The sequence below is a fragment of the Ruegeria sp. G12 genome (assembly GCF_056533565.1).
The window spans coordinates 322887-342388 of the sequence record NZ_JBQFOO010000003.1; the positions used below are offsets into that span (position 1 = coordinate 322887).

Here is a 19502-nt window from a genome sequence, read left to right on the forward strand (position 1 = left end):
GCGCTCAGGTCTTGGCCGAGATGATCAGATCGGGGCCGAAAATCGTGTCAGCATGGCTGTGCAGATAAATCTTGAGCCAGGGCGTGAACCGGTCCGGGTGGCGGGCCACCTCGGCCAGCAGATCGTGGTAGTCGATCCAGCGGATATCCATCACTTCGCTTGGATTAGGCTCGATCTTCAGCGCTCCGCGCACATGGGCCAGAAACACGTCGACCACTTCGTTTTCGACCATGCTGTTGCCCACATCCGCGTGGTATTCCAGCCGATGCCGGTATTCCGGATAAAGACCGGTGATCCCCAGTTCTTCGCGCAGGCGGCGAACCGCGCAGGCGGATGAGCTTTCGTTCCAGTCGGGATGGGTGCAGCAGGTATTCGCCCAAAGCCCCGGCGTGTGATACTTGCCCAGCGCCCGGCGCTGCAACAGTATCTCGGTTCCCCGCACGACGAAGACAGACACGGCCTTGTGCCTCAGGCCTTTCTCATGCGCCTCAAGCTTGTCTACGGGGGCCAGTTCTCCGTCCACCCAGGCCGGGATCATGATTCCCATCTGTTGTCTCCTGCTGCCGATCCGCCTGCCCGGCGGGAATGTAGGATTGTGCTGCGGCCGGATCGGCTTGGCGTTGCGGCGCACGATCTGTCGCGCCGTCGGACCCAAAGTGGCCGCGATGCTGCATCAGATCAACCGCACGAAAGGCCGCAGGGGCTGCGGCCTTTCGTCCTTGTTCATAAGGGTCTTGAGGTCAGGCGTTATTCGCCGGACACGCTGACGATATAGGCGTACACGTCCGCGCCGCCTTTTTTCAGCTTGAACGTCATTTTCGACTTGGCCGATGTTTCGCCCAGATAGTCTTTCAAAAACGCTTTGGGGTCCTGCGAATAGGCGACAAAGGTTTCTTCGTCCCAGACCAGCCCGTTTTCGCCAGCCGCGACGATGCTGTCACCGTATTTGAACCCTTCATATGTACCTGCAGTGCGACCTTCGATCCCATAGAGGTTCGGGCCGGTCTTGCCGCCTTTGACAATCACTTCGCCAGCGGGATCAGCAATCATGTGGCAGGATTTGCACTTGTTAAAGGCTTTCTTGCCGGCTTCTGCGTCACCTTCGGCATAAGCGGGAACGGCCAACAGGCCGACAATGGCAGTAGCAAGGATGCGATTCATGGTCATAGCTCCGATACAATTTGGCTGCCAAGACAGGACCGCCGAGACAGCAGAGAGTCAACGCGCGGATTGCCGCGTGGTGGCATATGGTAGCGGCGGTGATTGCCCGATCCTTAACTTTTGTCATGTAAATCAGACCAGCAGGGCAAAAGATCGCCCGCCGCCGGGGACGCCAGATAGACCGCTCGCGCAATCGCCCGCGCCAGACAGAGCGAGGCGGCGTGTCCAACAAGGCCCAGTTGCACCTCGTCGGAGCAGGGCCGCTGCCCGGCACTGACCCCAAACACCAGATCGCCATCGCCGGGCGTGTGCGACGGCACAACCGATCGCGCGATGCCGTCATGGGCAGCGACGGCCATGCGGTGGCATTGGGCTTTGGTCAGCCGCGCGTCGGTGGCGACGATGGCGATTGTCGTGTTGCCGCGTTCGGCGCCCGACGGTCTGACAAGTTGCGCCTTGCGGCTGACATGGGGGCGGCCAAGGCCGGATGCGGGATCTGGCCCCAGCCCGCCGAATTCATCGCCGACCTCAAAGGGGGCGGCCCAGAAATGGCGGTCTCCGGGCGTTGTGACACTACCCAGAGGGTTTGCGGCCACCAGCGCGCCGACCGTTATGCCCGACGCCAGCACCAGCGAGGCCGAACCGAGCCCCCCTTTGTGCATCGCCGCAAGCGCCCCGGTTCCCGCGCCAACTGAACCCAGGGCGAAATCCTGAGCGGCGCTTTCAAATGCGGTTCGGCCCAGCGCGCGATAAGGGTTTTCGGACCAGGTCTTGTCGCCTCCGTTCAGCAGATCGAACAGGATCGCGCCCGGGACAATAGGCACTCGGACATCGCCAACCGGATAGCCCCGGCCATGCGCTCTGAGCGCATCCGACACCCCGGAACAGGCGTCCAGCCCAAAGGCCGATCCGCCGGACAGGCTGATCGCATCCACGTGTGAGACCGATTTGTCCGGGGCCAACAGGTCGGTTTCCCGCGTACCGGGCGCGCCGCCCATCACATGCACCGAGGCGGTGAACGGTTGATCCGCCGTCAGGACAGTTGTGCCTGATTTCAGCCTTGCGTCCTGTGCGTTACCGACCTTCAGGCCGGGGATATCGGTGATCAGGTTTCGCGGTCCGGGGGTCATGTCGGTCTTTGGCGTTGGCGGGGGAGCGCGCTGATGCGCGCTGCCTCCGGCGGGGATATTTTTGGACAGATGAAGAGGCGGATCAAATGCATCGGCCTCCGTCGACCTCCAATGCTGCGCCGGTGATCATGCTGGCTTCGTCCGAGCAGAGGAACAAGGCGGCGTTGGCCATGTCTTCGGGGGTGGAGAAGCGGCCCAGCGGGATGGTCGACAGGAATTTGGCGCGGATTTCGGGGGTGTCCTCGCCCATGAAGGATTTCAGCAGCGGGGTCTCGCCCGCCACCGGGCAGATGGCGTTGACGCGGACGCCGGATGGGGCGAGCTCGACGGCCATTGTTTTTGTCGCCGTGATCATCCAGCCTTTGGAGGCGTTATACCAGTTGAGGTTGGGACGCGGGGACAGGCCCGCCGTGGAGGCCACGTTCAGGATTGCTCCGGCGCCCCGCTGTTTCATGGCGGGTACGAAGGCGCGAGCGGTCAGGTAGACGGATTTCATGTTCACGGTGAAGACGCGGTCGAAATCGTCTTCGCTGACGTCTTCCAGCGGGCTTGGCAGGTGGGTGACGCCCGCGTTGTTGACCAGAATGTCGAGCTGTCCATAGGCCGCATGGGCTGCGTCGGCCATCGCCTGAACCGAGGCCCTGTCGCCCACATCCACCTGCTGCGCGATGGCGTTCGGGCCAAGCTGTGCGGCCATGTCTTGCGCAGCGTCGCCGTTGATATCGGCGATCATCACGCGGGCCCCTTCGGTCAGGAATTTCTGCACGATGCCTGCGCCAAAGCCGGACGCGCCGCCGGTGACGATTGCGGTTTTGCCCTCTAACCTCATGACCTTGCCCTCCCCTGCCCGGGTCAGACTAGCAAGGCCGTGCGAAGTTACCAGATTATTCTTCCGAGACTTTGCCCCGCAGGGCCTTGACGTCTCCGCGCGCCTTTTTGGCCGCCAGCCGCCGTTTGACCGAGCCATAGGTGGGTTTTGTTGCGATCCTGCGTTTGGGTTTCACCAACGCGCGGGTGATGAGTTCGGCCAGCCGGGCGCGAGCGATCTCGCGGTTGCGGGCCTGAGACCGGGTTTCTTCGCATTGGATGATGATCGCGCCGTCCTTGGTCCAGCGGCGACCGGCCAGACGTTTCAACCTGTTCTTGACGGGATCGGGCAAGGAAGGCGAGCGCGCGGCTTCGAACCGCAGCTCAACCGCTGTGGACACCTTGTTCACGTTCTGCCCGCCGGGACCGGACGATCGGACGAAGCTTTCCGTCATTTCCCAGTCTTGCAGGATGATATCGTCGGTGATGCGCAACATGAGGGCGACCTTACTTGGCTTGCGCAGAAACAAAAAGGGCCGCCCCGGCGGGACGGCCCTTCGAAAGTTCAGGAGGTCGGGTCGGTTAGATCAATCGACCAGCCGGAGCGAGCGCCCCACCAAGGGCTGCCCTAGCAGGCGATCCCCCCGGTTGTTCCGACACCTCTCTCCAATCTCTTTCTCGACACTGGATCACCTCCTTTTCTATCTGTTGCGGTTGATAAGGATGGTGACACAAGATGCGCCATTCTCAAAGAACTTTTTTATGCGGGCTGGGCGGCGGTCAGGCGGGCGACGATCACCTTGAAGGGGATCAGGGCAATCAGCGCCAGCGACAGTTTCACCAGCCAGTCGGCAAAGGCCAGCGTTACCCAGAGCGGCACCAACGGGCCAGACAGCATAAACGGCACCGGCTCCCACGCCCAGTTGATCGCGGCGTCGGCATTGGCCCCGAAGATCGTGACCGAGGCCGAGAAGGCCAGCGTGAAGAAAATCGCGGTATCCAGCGCCGACCCAACCAGAGTCGAGACCAGCGGCGCGCGCCACCAGCGGCCCCCACGCAGCGAATTGAACACGGTGACATCGGTCAGTTGCGCGATCAGGAAGGCAGTGCCCGATGCCACGGCGATGCGCAACGGCACGGCGGCATAGGTGAAGCCGTCGCCCTGCAGCATGATCTGGCTACCGATCAGCGAGCAGATGATGCCGGTGATGAAACCTGCAAACACCACCTTGCGGGCGGTCGCCACGCCATAGACGCGGTTCATGATGTCGGTGACCAGAAAGGCCAGCGGATAGGTGAAGGCACCCCAGGTCAACAGCCCGTCAAAGATCAGGAACTGGACCAGGATGTTCGAGGCCACGACGATGGCGGCCATGGCAAGAATGCCGGGAATAAAGCTGCGTTGCATGTTTTGATGCCCGTTTTGACAAGGTAGCGGCGACTTGGCCCCAGGCTCATCCCAAGGCAAGCCGTGCCTTTAGACCTTTGCCCAAGGCCTGTCAATCGGGCAGCAGATATTCGACCAACTCGGTGCGCTGCAGGGCCAGAAAGTTATCGTCCGAGATCATCGTGGCGCGCAACCGGCCCTGATCGTCGCGCCAGATCGACAGGCCTTCGAGGTTGTCATGGGTTCCGGTGGTGGTTTCAAACAGAACTTCTTCGGCGCTCGGGTGATCGTCGGTAAGGGTCCAGCGCCGCAGGCGGGAGCGGAAGCCGGGCACGGACACTGCGCGCTCCAGCACGTAGAACCGCCCGTCCGGGTCGAAATCGGCGGATACGGGCAGGAATTTGCCCCGTTGCGGCAGAACAAAGGGTGTGGACCATGTCTGCCCGTCCCAGCGGTACACGGGTATGTCGCCCTGCTCGGTGCGGCTTTTTTCGGTCAGGGTGTAAAGTCGGGCCTCGTCGTCGATGGCCAACCCCTCGAACGAGCCGTTGCCATCCAGCCGGTCAAACGCAGCGGGGCGTGGCAACACGCGGGCTTTTGCTCCCGGCTCCGCGTAGTAAGCCACGCGGTGGACGCCTTCAAACGAGATGTAAAAGCCGCCTTCGGGCGCAATCGCGATCCCTTCGGAATCGCCCACATAGCCTGGCAGTCTGCGCCCGGTGCTGGACAGAACCGGCCATTGGTCTGATATCCGAATGCCTGTGATCCGGTCCCCGTCACGTTCAATCTGCGCCGAGGCCAGCAGGGCGCGGTCGCTCAGCATCATCGCGTTGCGCCCGTCTGGTGAGAGATGCAGCGCCGAGAACCCTCCGAACCAGTCGGCGCTGTGGTGCCAGGTGAAGCTGTCCAGAAGGGTCGCGGTTTTGACCTCAACCGCCTGCACAGGCAGGGCCAGCAGCAGCGAGGCGATCAGTTGGACTGCAAGACGGCGGCGCATTGCTGGGGCAGATCGGCCAACCGGTACTCCCGGCGTTTCTTGGGTGGAGGCGCGTTCGGGTCGGGTGGCGGCGGGTTCAGGATATTCTGCACCCATTGCTGCGCATCGGCACAGCCATCACCCTTGGGCGGCGGGTCCTGATTGACGCAACCGCGCGAGCCCTTGGGGCATTTCAGACGCACGTGGAAATGATAGTGATGCCCCCACCACGGCCTGATCTTGCGCAAGTAAGCCTTGTTGCCTTTTTCATCGTTGCACATCTGCACTTTTGCGCCGGGAAAGACAAAGATCCGGGCGACGCGCTTGTCCTTTGCGGCCTCACGCAACACCGCATGATGCTGTTTGGTCCAGTTGCCGTTTACATAAGCCCCGTTCGCCCGGCGCAGGGAGATGGACGAGATATTCTCGCGCGCCTTGCGGCTGAGACGCATATTGTCGCCGGGCAGCATCCAGATATCAATGTCCAGCCCCAACTGATGCGACCGATGCCCCGAGGTCATCGGCCCACCCCGCGGCTGGCTGATATCCCCGACATAGAGACCGTTCCATCCCGGTTGCCTGGCCGCAAACCGGCTGAGGTCCTGCACATAGTCGATCGCCTGCGGATGCCCCCAGTTGCGGTTGCGCGACAGGCGCATGGCCTGCCACGTGGGCCCCGTCTCGGGCAATTGCACAGACCCCGCCGCACACCCGCGCGAATAACTGCCGAAAGCCGCCGGTTTTTGCTGTGAACTGACCTTTTGCGCCCCGAACAATTGCTTGGCCAGAGGTTGCGCCCCCGCCGTGCCTGCCAGTGTCAATGCGGCCAGAACGGCCAGAAAACGTAATAAAATCATCTGCTCTGATCCCCTTCCGGCCTCACCCAGCGCATCAGGATTAGCCCCAGAATAAACAACCCGATGATCGGTGACACCCCCAGACGCGCGTTGCCGGTAACAGTTGTTGCAATCCCGATCAGCAGCGGCGCGGCAAAGGCGGTGGCGCGGCCCGACAGGCCGTAAAGGCCAAAGCTTTCCACTGGCGCGGCGGGATCGGTATGGCGCACCATCAGCGACCGGCTGGCCGATTGCAGGATGCCGCCCATCCCTCCGATCAACACGCCGCAGCCGAAGAACACGATATCCGGCAGGCCGGACCCTTGGGGCAGCGAGATGCCATAAATCTGCGTCCGGTCCATCGATACAACGGTGAGGCAGACGAAGATCAGCACCCAGATCGCCACCAGAATGACCGGTTTAGGGCCGAATTTCTTGTCGGCCTTGCCTCCGATCCACGCGAAGACGGCCGAGGCCAGAACGCTGACAATCCCGAAGACGCCGATCTTGATCAGCCCCCATTCCAGCACCAGCCGCGCATAGACGCCGCCGAAACTGTAAAGCCCGTTCAGCGCATCGCGGTAGAACATGGACGAGCCCAGATAGCTGGCCAGACTGACCCGGTGCCGCAGGTCGGAAATGGATTTGCCCAGCAGCCGCAGCGCCTCACCCAGCGATCCATGCTTACCGCTGCCCGGATCATCCCGCACCCAAAGGAAATAGGGCACCATGAAAAGGACAAACCAACCGGCGGTGAATGGCCCGACGAACCGCGTGCCCTGCTGTTGCGCCGCGTCCAGCCCAAAGGCCGGATCAATCCCGATCAGGGTCTTGCCGTTGGGCTGTTCAACAAACAGTGTCAGCATGATCGCCAAGGAAATCAGCCCGCCGAAATAGCCAAAGGCAAAGCCCGAGCCGGAAATCTCGCCCACCTCATCGTCATCGCCCAGTTCGGGCAGTTGCGAGTTGATGAAGATCAGCGCGTATTCGGCACCCACAAAGCCCAGACCAAAGGCCGACAGCATCAGCCACATGTTCGACCCGTCCGGCATCGTGTACCACAACGCGGCAGAGCCCACGGCATACATCACCGAGAACGCGAAAATCCATGGAATGCGCCGCCCCGAGACGTCCGCCATTGCGCCCAGCAGGGGCGCTCCGAACGCGATGATCAGCCCTGTGATGGTCAGGCAGTTTGCCCAGACCGTCTGCGCCCGCGCAGCCGCGGCCTGCGCATCCAGTCCGGTGCCCGCGAAATATCCCGCAGCCACCCCGGCGAAATAGGGGCCGAACACAAAGGTCACCAGCAAAGTGTGAAAGGGTTGCGACGCCCAGTCGAAAAACCACCAGCCCCAAATGCGCCTGCGCCTGGAAATCTCAGCCATCTCTGCCCCTGTTATCGTTGTTTTCATAAGACGGGGCTTTGGGGCAATTCGCAAGCGTTCTGTTGGCGCGCACTTGCTCTTTGACGCGGGGGCGCTTAGGTCTCAGGGCAATTGACGACCGGAGGGCCCATGCTGTCGCTGATCCAAATCCTGCTGCTGATCCTGGACATTGTCTGGTTCATCATCCTTGCCCATGTGATCATGAGCTGGCTGATCAACTTTCAGGTGCTGAACCTGCACCAGCAATTGGTGGCGCAGATCTGGTACGGGCTGAACCGCTTGTTAGAGCCTATCTATGGTCCGATCCGCCGCATCCTGCCCAATATGGGCGGGCTGGATCTGACGCCGCTGGTGGTGCTGATCGCGGTCTACGCTTTGCGGATCATCCTGATCAACAATGCGGTCTATTTCGTCTGACCTCTTGTTCACCGAATCTTAGTATGTGATTGTCCTGTTTTAAGAGCAGATAATTCCTAATACAGGGCTTCCCGACGCATGTTCGACTCCGCACCCTTGTTGCGAGACGTCTTTGGATTCGACACCTTCCGCCCCGGGCAGGAGGAGATTGTCGATGCCGTCACGGCGGGCGAAAACGTGCTGGCGATCATGCCCACGGGCGGTGGCAAATCCCTGTGTTTTCAACTGCCTGCGCTGCTGCGCGACGGGGTGACGGTGGTGATCTCTCCGCTGATCGCTCTGATGCGCGATCAGGTGCGCGGACTGCAGGAGGCGGGGGTTGAGGCCGGTGCGCTGACCTCGGGCAACACGCCTGAGGAAACCGACGCTGTGTGGGAGGCGTTGGAGGCCGGGCGGCTGAAACTGCTTTACATGGCCCCCGAACGCCTGGCCGCCGGGTCCGCTTTGGGCATGCTGCGCCGGATCAATGTCAGCTTGATCGCCGTCGATGAGGCCCATTGCGTCAGCCAATGGGGCCATGATTTCCGCCCCGATTACCTGCGGATCGGAGAGCTGCGGCGCGCGTTGAATGTGCCTCTGGCGGCGTTTACAGCGACGGCAGACGCCGAAACGCAGGACGAGATCGTTCAGAAGCTGTTCGACGGCAGCGAACCCCGGAAATTCCTGCGTGGCTTTGACCGTCCCAATATCCATCTGGCCTTTGGTGCCAAGGATGGTCCGCGCAAGCAGATATTGGATTTCGCCGGGGCGCGTCAGGGCCAATCCGGCATCGTCTATTGCGGCACCCGCAACAAGACCGAGGTGCTGGCGCAAGCGCTGCGCGCCGAAGGGCACTCGGCCTGCCACTATCACGGCGGCATGGACCCCGAAGACCGGCGCATTGTTGAGACCCGCTTTGCGCGCGAGGATGGGCTGATCGTGGTCGCCACTGTCGCCTTCGGCATGGGCATCGACAAGCCCGATATCCGCTGGGTCGCCCATGCGGACCTGCCGAAATCGATCGAGGCGTATTATCAGGAAATCGGCCGCGCGGGCCGCGATGGTGGGCCCGCCGAGACGCTGACCCTGTTTGGCCCCGATGACATCCGCCTGCGCCGCTCGCAAATTGACGAGGGGTTGGCCCCACCGGAACGCCGCATGGCTGACCACGCCCGTCTGAATGCTCTGCTTGGATTGGCCGAGGCGCTGGTTTGCCGCCGTCAGACCCTACTGGGTTACTTCGGCGAACAGGCCGAGCCCTGCGGGAAATGCGATCTGTGCGATACGCCGCCCGAGGTGTTCGACGGCACCACACCGGTTCGCATGGCCCTGTCCGCAATCCTGCGCACCGAGGAATGGTTCGGCGCGGGGCACCTGATCGACATCCTGCTGGGCAATGAGACGGACAAAATCCGCGCCCGTCGCCATGATGCGCTGCCGACCTATGGCATCGGCAAGGACTGGTCGCGCGCGCAATGGCAAGCGATTTTTCGGCAGATGATGGGCCACGATCTTGTCCGCCCCGACCCCGACCGCCACGGCGCGCTGCGCATGACCGAGGCTGCCAAACCGATCCTGAAGGGTGAGGCGCAGATCGACCTGCGCAAGGACACGATCCGCAAGGCCACCCGCCGCCCCGCCGTCAAGGCGATGGTGTCCGAGGAAGACGCACCGTTGCTGAGCGCGCTGAAAGCCAAACGACGTGCGCTGGCGGAATCCCAGCGCGTCCCAGCCTATGTCATCTTCCCCGACCGCACCCTGATCGAAATGGCCGAGAAACGCCCGATGACGTTGGACGACATGGCCCGGATCGGCGGCGTGGGCGCGAAAAAGCTGGAGCGCTACGGCGACACCTTCCTCGAAGTGATCGCCGGAGAGGCCGAAGCGGTCCACCCCGCCCGCCGCAAACTTGCGGGCCGGGAACAGGGCGATATCTACGATCAGTTGCTGGCCGTGCAAAACAACTTGGCACGCGGGCCAGATGGCATCGACAAGCCGCTGACCTGCACCGCTTCGCAACTGGCCAAGGTGGCACAACTGCGCCCCGATGATCCGCGCGGGATGGAACAGGTGCTGGGCGATCGTCGTCACGAAAGGTTTGGCTCAGCCTTTCTGGACGTGCTGCGGCAAGCGAGCTAGATACGGCCCAACAGGCAAGGAACGAGGGCGGATATGCTGACAGTGATTTCCCCGGCCAAGCGGCTGGACTGGGCCGAGCGCGATGTTGAGCTGACGCAGCCCGATTTTCAGGACGACGCGATCCGGCTGTCGAAAACCGCCCGCAACCTGACCTTGGGCGATCTGAAAAAACTGATGGACCTAAGCGATGACCTCGCCCGCCTGAACCGCGACCGCTATCGCGCTTTTTCCGATGCGCCGTGCGCGGATACCACCCGGCCCGCCGCGTTGGGCTTTGCAGGTGACACTTATCAAGGGCTGGAAGCCGCCTCATTGGATACCGAGGAATTGGCCTGGGCGCAGGACCATCTGCGCATCCTGTCCGGCCTTTACGGTGTGCTCCGCCCGCTGGACGCCATTCAGCCCTATCGGCTTGAGATGGGCAGCAAACTGAAAACCCGGCGCGGCAAGAACCTGTACGAATACTGGCGCGATCAACTCAGCAAAGCCCTGAACGCGCAGGCCAGAGAGATTGGCAGCGACGTGCTGATCAACTGCGCCAGTCAGGAGTACTTTGGCGCGGTCGACCTCAAGGCCCTGAAGCTCCGCGTGATCACTCCGGTCTTTATGGAAGACAAGGCGGGCACGCCAAAGATCGTCAGCTTCTTTGCCAAGAAAGCGCGGGGCGCGATGGCGCGCTACATCATCCAGCACCGTCTGACAGACCCGAAAGGCCTGTTGGATTTCGACATCGGCGGCTATGCCTACCGCCCCGACCTGTCGGATGAGGACAAGCCGGTATTCCTGCGCCCCTATCAGGCCTGATCCAAGAGCGACGGATCGTAAGAGACCAGTTCGACCGTGTTGCCCTCGGGGTCCTCGGTGAATATCCCGCGCCAGCCGATCCAGCCGAAGGTTTCAACCCGATAGGGTTGCCCGAGTTCGTCATACCAGCGCATCACGGCCTGCTGTTCCGCAAACGGCAGGGACAGGGCGATGTGATGCAAGGATGATCCGCCGCCAGTCACAGGCTGCGTTTCGCTGGTCGGATGCAAACCGGGGCGCGGCCCTGTGTTGTGGTGAAACAGCGCCAGAACCTGCGTGTGCCCGCCAAACCCTTCGGCAATGCGAAAAAAGGTGATGGCGCTGTTGTGATCTCCGTGCAGACGCTCAAGTCCGATGACGTTTTCATAGAACGCAACCATCGCCTGCATATCGGCGCAGCGGATGGCAATTTCGCCCAAGGCACGGGGGCGGAATTCGCGGGTTTTTGACATTGGCTCAGCCTAGGGCGCTTTGCGTTTGATTTGAATCGAAATACGCTGCCTCTTCTTTCGGTCGAACGCGCATTTCGATGAGTTTGCCCCAGACAAAACGCAAAACGCCCTAATCCGCCTGCTCGGTTTCGGAAATCAAAGGGCTGGCGTCCTTGGGCACATGCTGCCGGATCATCTGATGGATCAGGGTCTTGTGCAGCGGCTTTGTCAGGTAGTGGTCCAGCCCGGCGGCCAATACGCCCTGATCATCCCCGGCCTGCGCGTGCGCGGTCAGGGCCACGATGGGCACGTGACGCCCCGTCTCAACCTCTTGCCGCCGGATTTCGACGGTGGCCTGCTTGCCATCCATGCCGGGCATCGAGATATCCATGAAGATCAGATCCGGGTCGAACTTCCGATAGGCCTCAACCGCTTCGATCCCGTTATCGGCAAAGCGCAATTCAATGGTCAGGTCTTTGACCATCTTCTTCAGGATCAACTGATTGGTCCGGTTGTCCTCGGCGGCCAGCACCCGCATCAGCCGCTGACCTGCGGGGGGCTCGCCCGGCGGTTTTGAGGGGATTCCGGCTTCGTCCTGCGCGCCCTGCTGCCCGGTCGGGCCTTTGAACGTTTTCAGCTTTGCATAGAGTTCGGCCCGCGAGATAGGTTTCTGCAGCACGCCTTCGATCAGGTGACGGGCCGAATTCGCGTGGATCAGAGCCGGATTTGCCGACATCACCACCACTGGCACCTCGCCCCATCCGCGCTCCTTAAGCAAGGTCGCCAACTCCAGCGCGTCCATGTCCGGCAGATCGTGATCGCAGAGCAGCAGTTCCACAGAAGCGCTCATCTGCGACAGAGCATCCCTGCCCGATGCACAGACCGTGACGCGGGCGCCAAGGCGGCCCAGTTGCTTGGCCAGGATGGCGCGATTCACCACCATATCCTCGACAATCATGACGTGGTTCAGGTGTCCGGCCAGATCGGGCGGCGCGGGCTGGGCCCCTTCGACAATAGGCAGCGACACGCGGAACCCGAAACATGAGCCCTGACCCGGTTCGCTTTCAACCCAGACCGTTCCATCCATCAGGGTGATCAGGCGTTTGGTGATGGCCAGTCCCAGCCCGGTGCCTTCAAAACGGCGGTTGCGTTCATCCTCGACCTGGTTGAACTCACCAAATATATGCCCGATCTTGTCCACCTCGATCCCAATGCCGGTGTCTTCGATCGCCACGTGAATATCACAGCTTTGCCGGTCGGGATGCGGCACGCCTGTGACCCGCACCAGAACGTGGCCCTTGGCGGTGAACTTGACCGCATTGCCCATCAAGTTGGTCAGAATCTGCCGAATGCGCCCGGGGTCGCCCATGAACAGCGTCGGCATGAACAGGTCGTAATCCACCAGCAGGTTCAACCCCTTGTCGCGCACGCTGGGCTGCATCAGCATCGCCACCTCAAGGATGCAGCGTTCAAGATCGAACCGTTCGGGGTGCAGGATCAGCTTGTCAGCCTCGATCTTGGAATAGTCCAGAACGTCGTTGATGATGACCAGCAGCGCCTCGCCCGAGTTGCGGATCGTGTTCACATAGAGCCGCTGTTCTTCGTCCATGGGCGTTTCGGTCAGCAGTTCGGTCATGCCGACAATGCCGTTCATCGGGGTCCGTATCTCATGACTCATATTGGCCAGAAAGGCCGATTTCGCCCGGTTTGCGGCCTCGGCCCGTTCGCGCGCGGCTTTCAACTCGGCCTCGTGCCGGACAGAGGCGGTGATGTTGAGCGCTAGGCTGACCACATCACCGCTGCTGCCGCGCTGGTCGATCAGGCGGATGTACTCGCCGTTCCACAGTTGGATCACCACCGGCGGCGGGTTCGGGCGCGCCCAGCGGTCGAGCATCGCTGCCTGCCAGTCCGCCGCCGGTTCATGGCCGATATCGACGATCCCCTCGGTCGTCAGCAGGTCCAGAATGCGGTTATAGGAAATACCCGGCGCGACCTCATCCAGCCCCTCAAACACGCTCAGGTAGGCCGCATTGGCGCTGATTAGTCGGCTGTTGCCGTCAAAGAACGCAAACCCGTCCTGTATGGTCTGGATTGAATGCCACAGCCGCCGTTCGGCCAGTTCGATCTTGGCATTGGCCTCGGTCAGGTCAGATTTGACCTTTTCATTCTCATCCCGGACGGTTTCCACCTCGGCCTGCGTTTCCCCGATGCGTTTGGTCAGGGCGATGGCGTGACGGCCCAGTTTGCGGTTGGCGGCGGACAGTTCCGCCTGTTTCAGATGCAACAACCGCTCAGCCGCCAGCCGCGCGCGTCGTTCCTGTGCCAGTTTGTTTGCAAGACTCATTTTTTGCGATTCCGGATCAGCCTGCTGTCACCATCGCGGCAGAGCGTGAAAAAGTGTTTAAGCCGTTGCGCAACCGGCGCGCGCCATGCAAGGCTGATGACAAAGAGGAGGCCGCAATGCACCGCTTTGCCCTGATTTCAACCACTTACGTTTTTCTGCATCTCATTCTTCCCGCTACCGTCTGGGCGCAAAACGCGGTGCCCGAGTTCCGCTATATCGCCACGCGGGATGCGGACTTTTATGGCTCGGACCTGGATGCACTGTTCGATACGGACCTGAAATCCTGCATTCAGGCCTGCTCGGCCAATAATCTGTGTACGGCCTTCACCTATAACGCCCGGTCCAACGCCTGCTTTCCCAAAAGCGGCGTGAACCGTGAGGAAGCCTATGAGGGCGCGGTGTCGGCCCGAAAGGTTCTGACCACTGAATCGACCCTAACATTGGGCAAAACGCATGCAGATGCGCTGGACATCCTGCGAGACGCCGATCTGATCCAGGCCGGAAAACAGTCGCGGGATTTGGGCTTTGTTCATCCCGCTGGTGGATACGATCTGAAAACCGTTCTGGATGCGGCGCGCAGTGCCGGAAACGTGACTCAGGCAATGCAGTGGACCGGGGTTGCGGTTTCGCTCAGCGATGCACCGGATTTGTGGGTCGAGTATGCGCGGCTGTTGCTGGCGATGAATTCCTCGGACTGGAACGAAAAGCGCGCGCTCCGCACCCGCGCGCTGAATGCGGCGGTGAACGGGTATCTTCGGGCCGAAGCCCCCGGCACTCAGATCGCCGCGTTGATGACGCTTGCACAAGCGCTGGAACAGGTAGAGCGTGGCCGCGACATGATCCCGGTTCTGCGGCTGGCCGAACAACTGCAACCGCGCGAGGATGTGCTGGCCGCGCTGAATGACGCTATCGGGAAATACGGCTTCCGGGTGCTGGACAGCACGGTGGAAAGCAATGCCGAGGCCCCGCGCATCTGCATCACATTCTCGGAACCACTGGTGAAGGCGGGGGTCGATTATGACCCCTTCGTGCAGCGCGGTGACGAAGGGTTGATCGTGCAAGTCGACGGTTCAGGCCTGTGTGTCGACGGCGTGGCGCATGGTGAACGGTACCGGCTGACCCTGCGCGCGGGCCTGCCTGCGGCCTCGGGCGAGGTGCTGAACCGCAATGTGGACCTGACCCATTACGTGCGCGACCGCGCGCCATCGGTCCGGTTTCCGGGGCGTAGCTATGTGTTGCCTAAATCCGCCGACGCTGCCCTGCCGGTGGAAACCGTCAACCTGTCGGAACTGGACCTGACCCTGCGGCGCGTCAGTGACCGCAACCTGCTGCGCGCGGTGCAACAGGATTTCTTTGGCCGCCCGCTCAGCCAGTGGCAAGAGCGCGAATTCTCGGACGAGATCGCCGAGGATATCTGGTCCGGCACCGCCGAGGTCCCAAGCCAGTTGAACCAGACCATGACCGCCCGCCTGCCGATGGCCGAGGCGATCAAGGACCAGCCCGCGGGCATCTATGCACTGACGGCGCGGGTTCCGGGGGCCGATCCTTATGACGAACCCGGCGCGACGCAGTGGTTCGTGCTGACCGATCTGGGTGTCAGCACGGCGCTGGGAACCGATGGTCTGCATGTGACGGTGCGCGGGTTGCACGATGCCCTGCCGCGCGCGGGGGTCGAGGTCTCTCTGGTCTCCAAGGCCAACGCGGTGATTGCCAATGCGCGGACCGATGCCACCGGCTATGCAAGGTTCGAACCCGGCCTGACCCGGGGCACCGGGGCCAGCGCGCCTGCGCTGGTTATGGCCGCCGATGGCGATCAGGATTTCAGCTTCCTGTCCCTGACCGACCCGGCCTTTGACCTGTCCGATCGCGGCGTCGAAGGGCGCGCGCCAGCGGGCCCGGTCGATGTGTTCCTGACCACCGACCGGGGCGCATACCGTGCCGGAGAGGTGATCCACCTCACCGCCCTTTCCCGCGATGCCGAGGCGCAGGCCATCGAAGGCCTACCACTAACCGCTATCCTGTATCGCCCGGATGGGGTGGAATACCGCCGCATCGTCTCGGATGGCGGCGTCGGCGGAGGGCATGTGTTTGCCCTGCCCGTTGCCGCAGATGCCCCGCGCGGGGCCTGGAAGATTGAGGTCAAATCCGATCCCAAAGGCAACGCTCTGGCCCGCCAAACCGTGCTGGTCGAAGATTTCCTGCCGGAGCGCATCGATTTCACCCTGTCCCTGCCCGACGCCCCCCTGCGCCCCGGCGACAGCCCGCCCTTGCAGATCGACGCGCGGTATCTGTTTGGCGCGCCGGGCGCGGATCTGAGCATCGACGGGCAGGTGATCGCCCGCGCTTCGGACACCGTTCCGGGGTTCGAAGGTTACCATTTTGGTCGCTACGACGCCGTCGTTCAGACCAAGAGCACTTATTTCGGCGATGCCCGCACGGATGCCGCTGGTCAGGCCACGGTCGCAGTGAAAGTCCCCGTGCTAGAGACCGAAGGCAGACCTGTTGAGGCGACCGTGATCGCACGATTGGCCGACGGATCTGGCCGCCCGGTCGAGCGCCGATTGGTCGCCCCCGTCCAACCCTCACAGCCGATGATCGGCGTCAAACGCCTGTTCGACGATGTGATCCCCGAAGGCACCGAGGCCGCGTTCCAGATCATCGGTCTGTCGCCCGATCTGACCCCCAGCCCGATGCGCCTGCGCTGGACCCTGAACCGGGTCGAGACGCGCTATCAGTGGTATCAACTGTACGGCAACTGGAACTGGGAACCCACCACGCGCCGCACGCGCATCGCCACGGGGGAGGTCGACTATACGTCAGACCCGCTGACACTGACGCAACCGGTCGATTGGGGCCGGTATGAGCTGGTGGTGCAAAGCGTGGATGGGGCCTATGCCGAAACGGCGGTGGATTTCTACGCGGGCTGGCATCAGGGCGGCGACGCCTCGACCACGCCGGACCGGTTGGAGATGTCGCTGGATCGCGACACCTATCGTGCGGGCGACACGGCGCAGTTGCGCATCGTTCCGCGCATGGCGGGCGTCGCGCAGATCGAGGTTCTGTCGAACCGCCTGATCCAGCGCCGGATGATCGATGTGCCCGAAGGCGAAACGGTCATCCCCATCGAGGTCACGCAAGATTGGGGCACCGGAGCCTATGTCACCGCGACCGTGATCCGGCCCATGGATGTGACCGCCGGGCAGAACCCCGCGCGGGCCCTGGGCGTGGCCCACGCCGCTGTTGATCCGGTGGGGCGCAAGCTGGACGTGACGATTGATGTCCCAGCCATCACGTCCCCGCGCCAGACGCAAAAGGCCCGTATCAGGGTCGAAAAGACGAACGAAGGCGACCCGGTCTGGCTGGCACTGGCCGCCGTGGATGTGGGTATCCTGAACCTGACAGGGTTCGAAAGCCCCGACCCGCAGGCGCATTACTTCGGCCAGCGACGGCTGGGTGTGGACCTGCGGGATGTCTATGGCCGCCTGATCGACGGCATGAACGGAGCGATGGGCAAGGTCCGTTCTGGTGGCGACGCCGATAACGGACTGCGGCGTGAGTCTCCGCCGCCGACGCAGGACCTGATGGCCGTGTTCCGCGGCCCCGTTCAGGTTGACGCCAACGGAGAGGCCGAGGTCGATATCCCACTGCCCGCATTCAACGGCACCGTGCGTCTGATGGCAGTGGCGTGGTCAAAGGCGGCGGTCGGACAGGCTGAGGCCGAGATGATCGTCCGCGACCCGGTGGTCGTCACTGCCAGCCTGCCGCGCTTTCTGGCCCCTGGTGATCAAAGCCGGATGCTGCTGGAAATCGTGCATGCCGATGGCCGCGCGGGTGAGATGGCGCTGAGGCTGGCCTCGTCAGGCGGACTGGAGCTGGGACAGGCCCCCACCAGCTTTACCCTAGAAGAGGGCGGCAAGGCCGTGTTCGACATCCCGCTCCGCGCCACTGCGGTTGGCGATCCCGAAATCAGCCTGTCCATCACTACGCCGGACGGGCGCGACCTGAGTCAAACTTTGCGGATGCCAATGCGCGAGAATGACCCGATTGTGGCTCTAACTCGACGGTTATCGCTGGGCTCCGGCGACAGTTTCTTGTTCTCGCAGGATGTCTTTGACGGGTTCCGGCCCGGTTCAGCCAAAGCGATCCTGTCTGCCGGACCGCTGGCTAAATTCAACACACCCGGCCTGCTGGACCGGCTGGACCGCTACCCCTATGGCTGCACCGAGCAGATCACCAGCCAAGCGCTGCCGCTCTTGTACCTGTCCTCGGTCGCTCAGGCCTCGGGGCTCGGCGACGGACCGGCGATGGATCAGCGCATCGGCACTTCGATCCGCAGCATCCTGTCGCGGCAGGCCTCGAACGGGGCATTTGGCCTCTGGCGCGCGGGCAGCGGTGATTTCTGGCTGGATGCTTACGTGACCGATTTCCTGTCGCGCGCGCGGGTGCAGGGACATACCGTCCCGGATCGCGCTTTTGCGCAGGCCATGGATAACCTGCGCAACCGCATCAACTATGCGCCTGATTTCGACGCGGGCGGGCAGGACATCGCCTATGCGCTGATGGTTCTGGCGCGCGAGGGCGCCGCCGCCATGGGCGATCTGCGCTATTATGCGGATGTGAAGGGTGAGGCTTTCGACACCCCCCTCGCCGCCGCCCAACTGGGCGCGGCGCTGGCCTCTTATGGCGATCAGAGGCGCGCGGATGCCATGTTCGCTCGCGCCGCTCAAATGCTGGCGCGACAACCCGATCAAGCCCAGACATACTGGCGCGCAGATTACGGCACCAACCTGCGCGATGCGGCGGGGCTGCTGACACTGGTCGTGGATGCCGGAAGCGAGGCGGTAGATCGCGACGCCCTGATCCAACGGGTCGCCGCAGGCGGCGCGTATCTGTCCACACAAGAATCCGCGTGGTCGCTGCTGGCAGCGCATGCGCTGGTCTCGGACCCCGCTGGCTCGGGCCTGCTGGTCAATGGCGCGCCAGTTGATGGCCCCTTCGTGCAGGTTCTGGGCAGCACAAACGCAGAGGAACTGAACATCACCGCCGTAAATGGAAGCCCCACGGACATCACCTTGACCGTCACCGGCATCCCGGAAACCGCGCCTCCGGCGGGGGGGACCGGTTATGCGATCCAGCGCGCCTATTACTCGATGGAAGGGGAACCGCTTGACCCGTCCGCCTTCGCAGTCGGCGACCGGTTCGTGACCGTTCTGACGGTCACACCGTTCGAGTCCGGTGGTGCACGGCTGATGGTGGACGACCCGCTGGCGGCGGGGATCGAGATCGACAACCCCAGCCTGCTGCGCTCGGGCGATGTGCGGTCGCTCGACTGGCTCGACCTGTCCGAGGCCACCCATACCGAGTTCCGCTCGGACCGGTTTCTGGCCGCCGTCGACCTGACCGATCGCCGCACGGTGACACTGGCCTATGTGGCCCGCGCGGTTACGCCCGGAGAGTTCCACCACCCGGCAGCCTCGGTCGAGGATATGTACCGCCCGCAAAACCGCGCCCGAACCGACACCGGCCGCGTCGAGGTCAGATGACTGGCAGAGCCCCCATAGCCACCGCCCATGGGCGACGTTTGGACCGGCAGGGCACTGACCGCCGCGCCGTGGGGCGGCTCGATCGGGTGTACACACGGTTGAGCGACGAAACGTTTCTCTGTACTTCGGCAAACCACCGGACGGAACTGACCATCCACATCTC

The 19502-nt window shown here is 62.7% G+C and carries 15 protein-coding genes; 4 read left to right on the plus strand and 11 right to left on the minus strand.

Annotated elements, in window-relative coordinates; genetic code table 11:
• Window positions 1-4: 4 nt before the first annotated feature.
• The 9 genes from idi to ACR0JN_RS09390 form a co-directional block, all read right to left on the minus strand.
• Window positions 5-547 carry an isopentenyl-diphosphate Delta-isomerase gene (idi, locus tag ACR0JN_RS09350; RefSeq protein ID WP_480885288.1) on the minus strand — a complete coding sequence of 181 codons (543 nt, stop codon included), beginning with the start codon at window positions 545-547 and terminating at the stop codon, window positions 5-7.
• 200 nt (window positions 548-747) lie between these two features.
• Window positions 748-1161, minus strand: coding sequence for a c-type cytochrome (locus ACR0JN_RS09355; RefSeq protein ID WP_480885289.1), 414 nt, complete (start codon window positions 1159-1161; stop codon window positions 748-750).
• A gap of 113 nt (window positions 1162-1274) precedes the next feature.
• On the minus strand, window positions 1275-2291 hold the full coding sequence (locus ACR0JN_RS09360) for a P1 family peptidase (protein WP_480885290.1): 1017 nt from the start codon (window positions 2289-2291) through the stop codon (window positions 1275-1277).
• Between the two features lie 82 nt (window positions 2292-2373).
• A complete protein-coding gene (locus ACR0JN_RS09365) occupies window positions 2374-3120 on the minus strand; it encodes an SDR family oxidoreductase (RefSeq protein WP_480885291.1) in 747 nt (248 codons plus the stop codon).
• A 55-nt stretch (window positions 3121-3175) separates the two neighbouring features.
• A complete protein-coding gene (gene arfB / locus ACR0JN_RS09370; RefSeq protein WP_480824181.1) occupies window positions 3176-3595 on the minus strand; it encodes an alternative ribosome rescue aminoacyl-tRNA hydrolase ArfB in 420 nt (139 codons plus the stop codon).
• A gap of 263 nt (window positions 3596-3858) precedes the next feature.
• Entirely contained in the window at window positions 3859-4506 is a 648-nt protein-coding gene (locus ACR0JN_RS09375) for a queuosine precursor transporter (protein ID WP_480815630.1), read from the minus strand.
• Window positions 4507-4597: 91 nt separating this feature from the next.
• Window positions 4598-5482, minus strand: a complete 885-nt coding sequence (locus tag ACR0JN_RS09380; RefSeq protein WP_480885292.1) for an esterase-like activity of phytase family protein — start codon at window positions 5480-5482, stop codon at window positions 4598-4600.
• Window positions 5455-6318 carry a penicillin-insensitive murein endopeptidase gene (gene mepA, locus ACR0JN_RS09385; protein WP_480885293.1) on the minus strand — a complete coding sequence of 288 codons (864 nt, stop codon included), beginning with the start codon at window positions 6316-6318 and terminating at the stop codon, window positions 5455-5457. The genes ACR0JN_RS09380 and mepA overlap by 28 nt, the downstream gene beginning before the upstream one ends.
• Window positions 6315-7682 (minus strand): MFS transporter, encoded by a 1368-nt coding sequence (locus ACR0JN_RS09390; RefSeq protein ID WP_480885294.1) that lies wholly within the window; start codon window positions 7680-7682, stop codon window positions 6315-6317. Before ACR0JN_RS09390 ends, mepA begins: the two co-directional genes overlap by 4 nt.
• A gap of 129 nt (window positions 7683-7811) precedes the next feature.
• Between ACR0JN_RS09390 and ACR0JN_RS09395 the strand changes: the two genes are divergently transcribed.
• From ACR0JN_RS09395 to yaaA, 3 genes are all read left to right on the plus strand, one after another.
• Window positions 7812-8099 carry a YggT family protein gene (locus ACR0JN_RS09395; RefSeq protein ID WP_480612054.1) on the plus strand — a complete coding sequence of 96 codons (288 nt, stop codon included), beginning with the start codon at window positions 7812-7814 and terminating at the stop codon, window positions 8097-8099.
• Between the two features lie 78 nt (window positions 8100-8177).
• Window positions 8178-10217 carry a DNA helicase RecQ gene (gene recQ / locus ACR0JN_RS09400; RefSeq protein WP_480885295.1) on the plus strand — a complete coding sequence of 680 codons (2040 nt, stop codon included), beginning with the start codon at window positions 8178-8180 and terminating at the stop codon, window positions 10215-10217.
• A 33-nt stretch (window positions 10218-10250) separates the two neighbouring features.
• Entirely contained in the window at window positions 10251-11021 is a 771-nt protein-coding gene (yaaA, locus tag ACR0JN_RS09405) for a peroxide stress protein YaaA (RefSeq protein ID WP_480885296.1), read from the plus strand.
• Here the strand turns inward: yaaA and ACR0JN_RS09410 are convergent.
• Together ACR0JN_RS09410 and ACR0JN_RS09415 are read right to left on the minus strand one after the other, a co-directional pair.
• Window positions 11012-11473, minus strand: coding sequence for a VOC family protein (locus ACR0JN_RS09410; RefSeq protein ID WP_480885297.1), 462 nt, complete (start codon window positions 11471-11473; stop codon window positions 11012-11014). The genes yaaA and ACR0JN_RS09410 overlap by 10 nt on opposite strands.
• Window positions 11474-11582: 109 nt before the next feature.
• Entirely contained in the window at window positions 11583-13796 is a 2214-nt protein-coding gene (locus tag ACR0JN_RS09415) for a response regulator (RefSeq protein ID WP_480885298.1), read from the minus strand.
• 116 nt (window positions 13797-13912) lie between these two features.
• Here ACR0JN_RS09415 and ACR0JN_RS09420 point away from each other — a divergent pair, with 116 nt between their 5' ends.
• Window positions 13913-19339, plus strand: coding sequence for an alpha-2-macroglobulin family protein (locus tag ACR0JN_RS09420; RefSeq protein ID WP_480885299.1), 5427 nt, complete (start codon window positions 13913-13915; stop codon window positions 19337-19339).
• The last annotated feature ends 163 nt before the right edge of the window (window positions 19340-19502 follow it).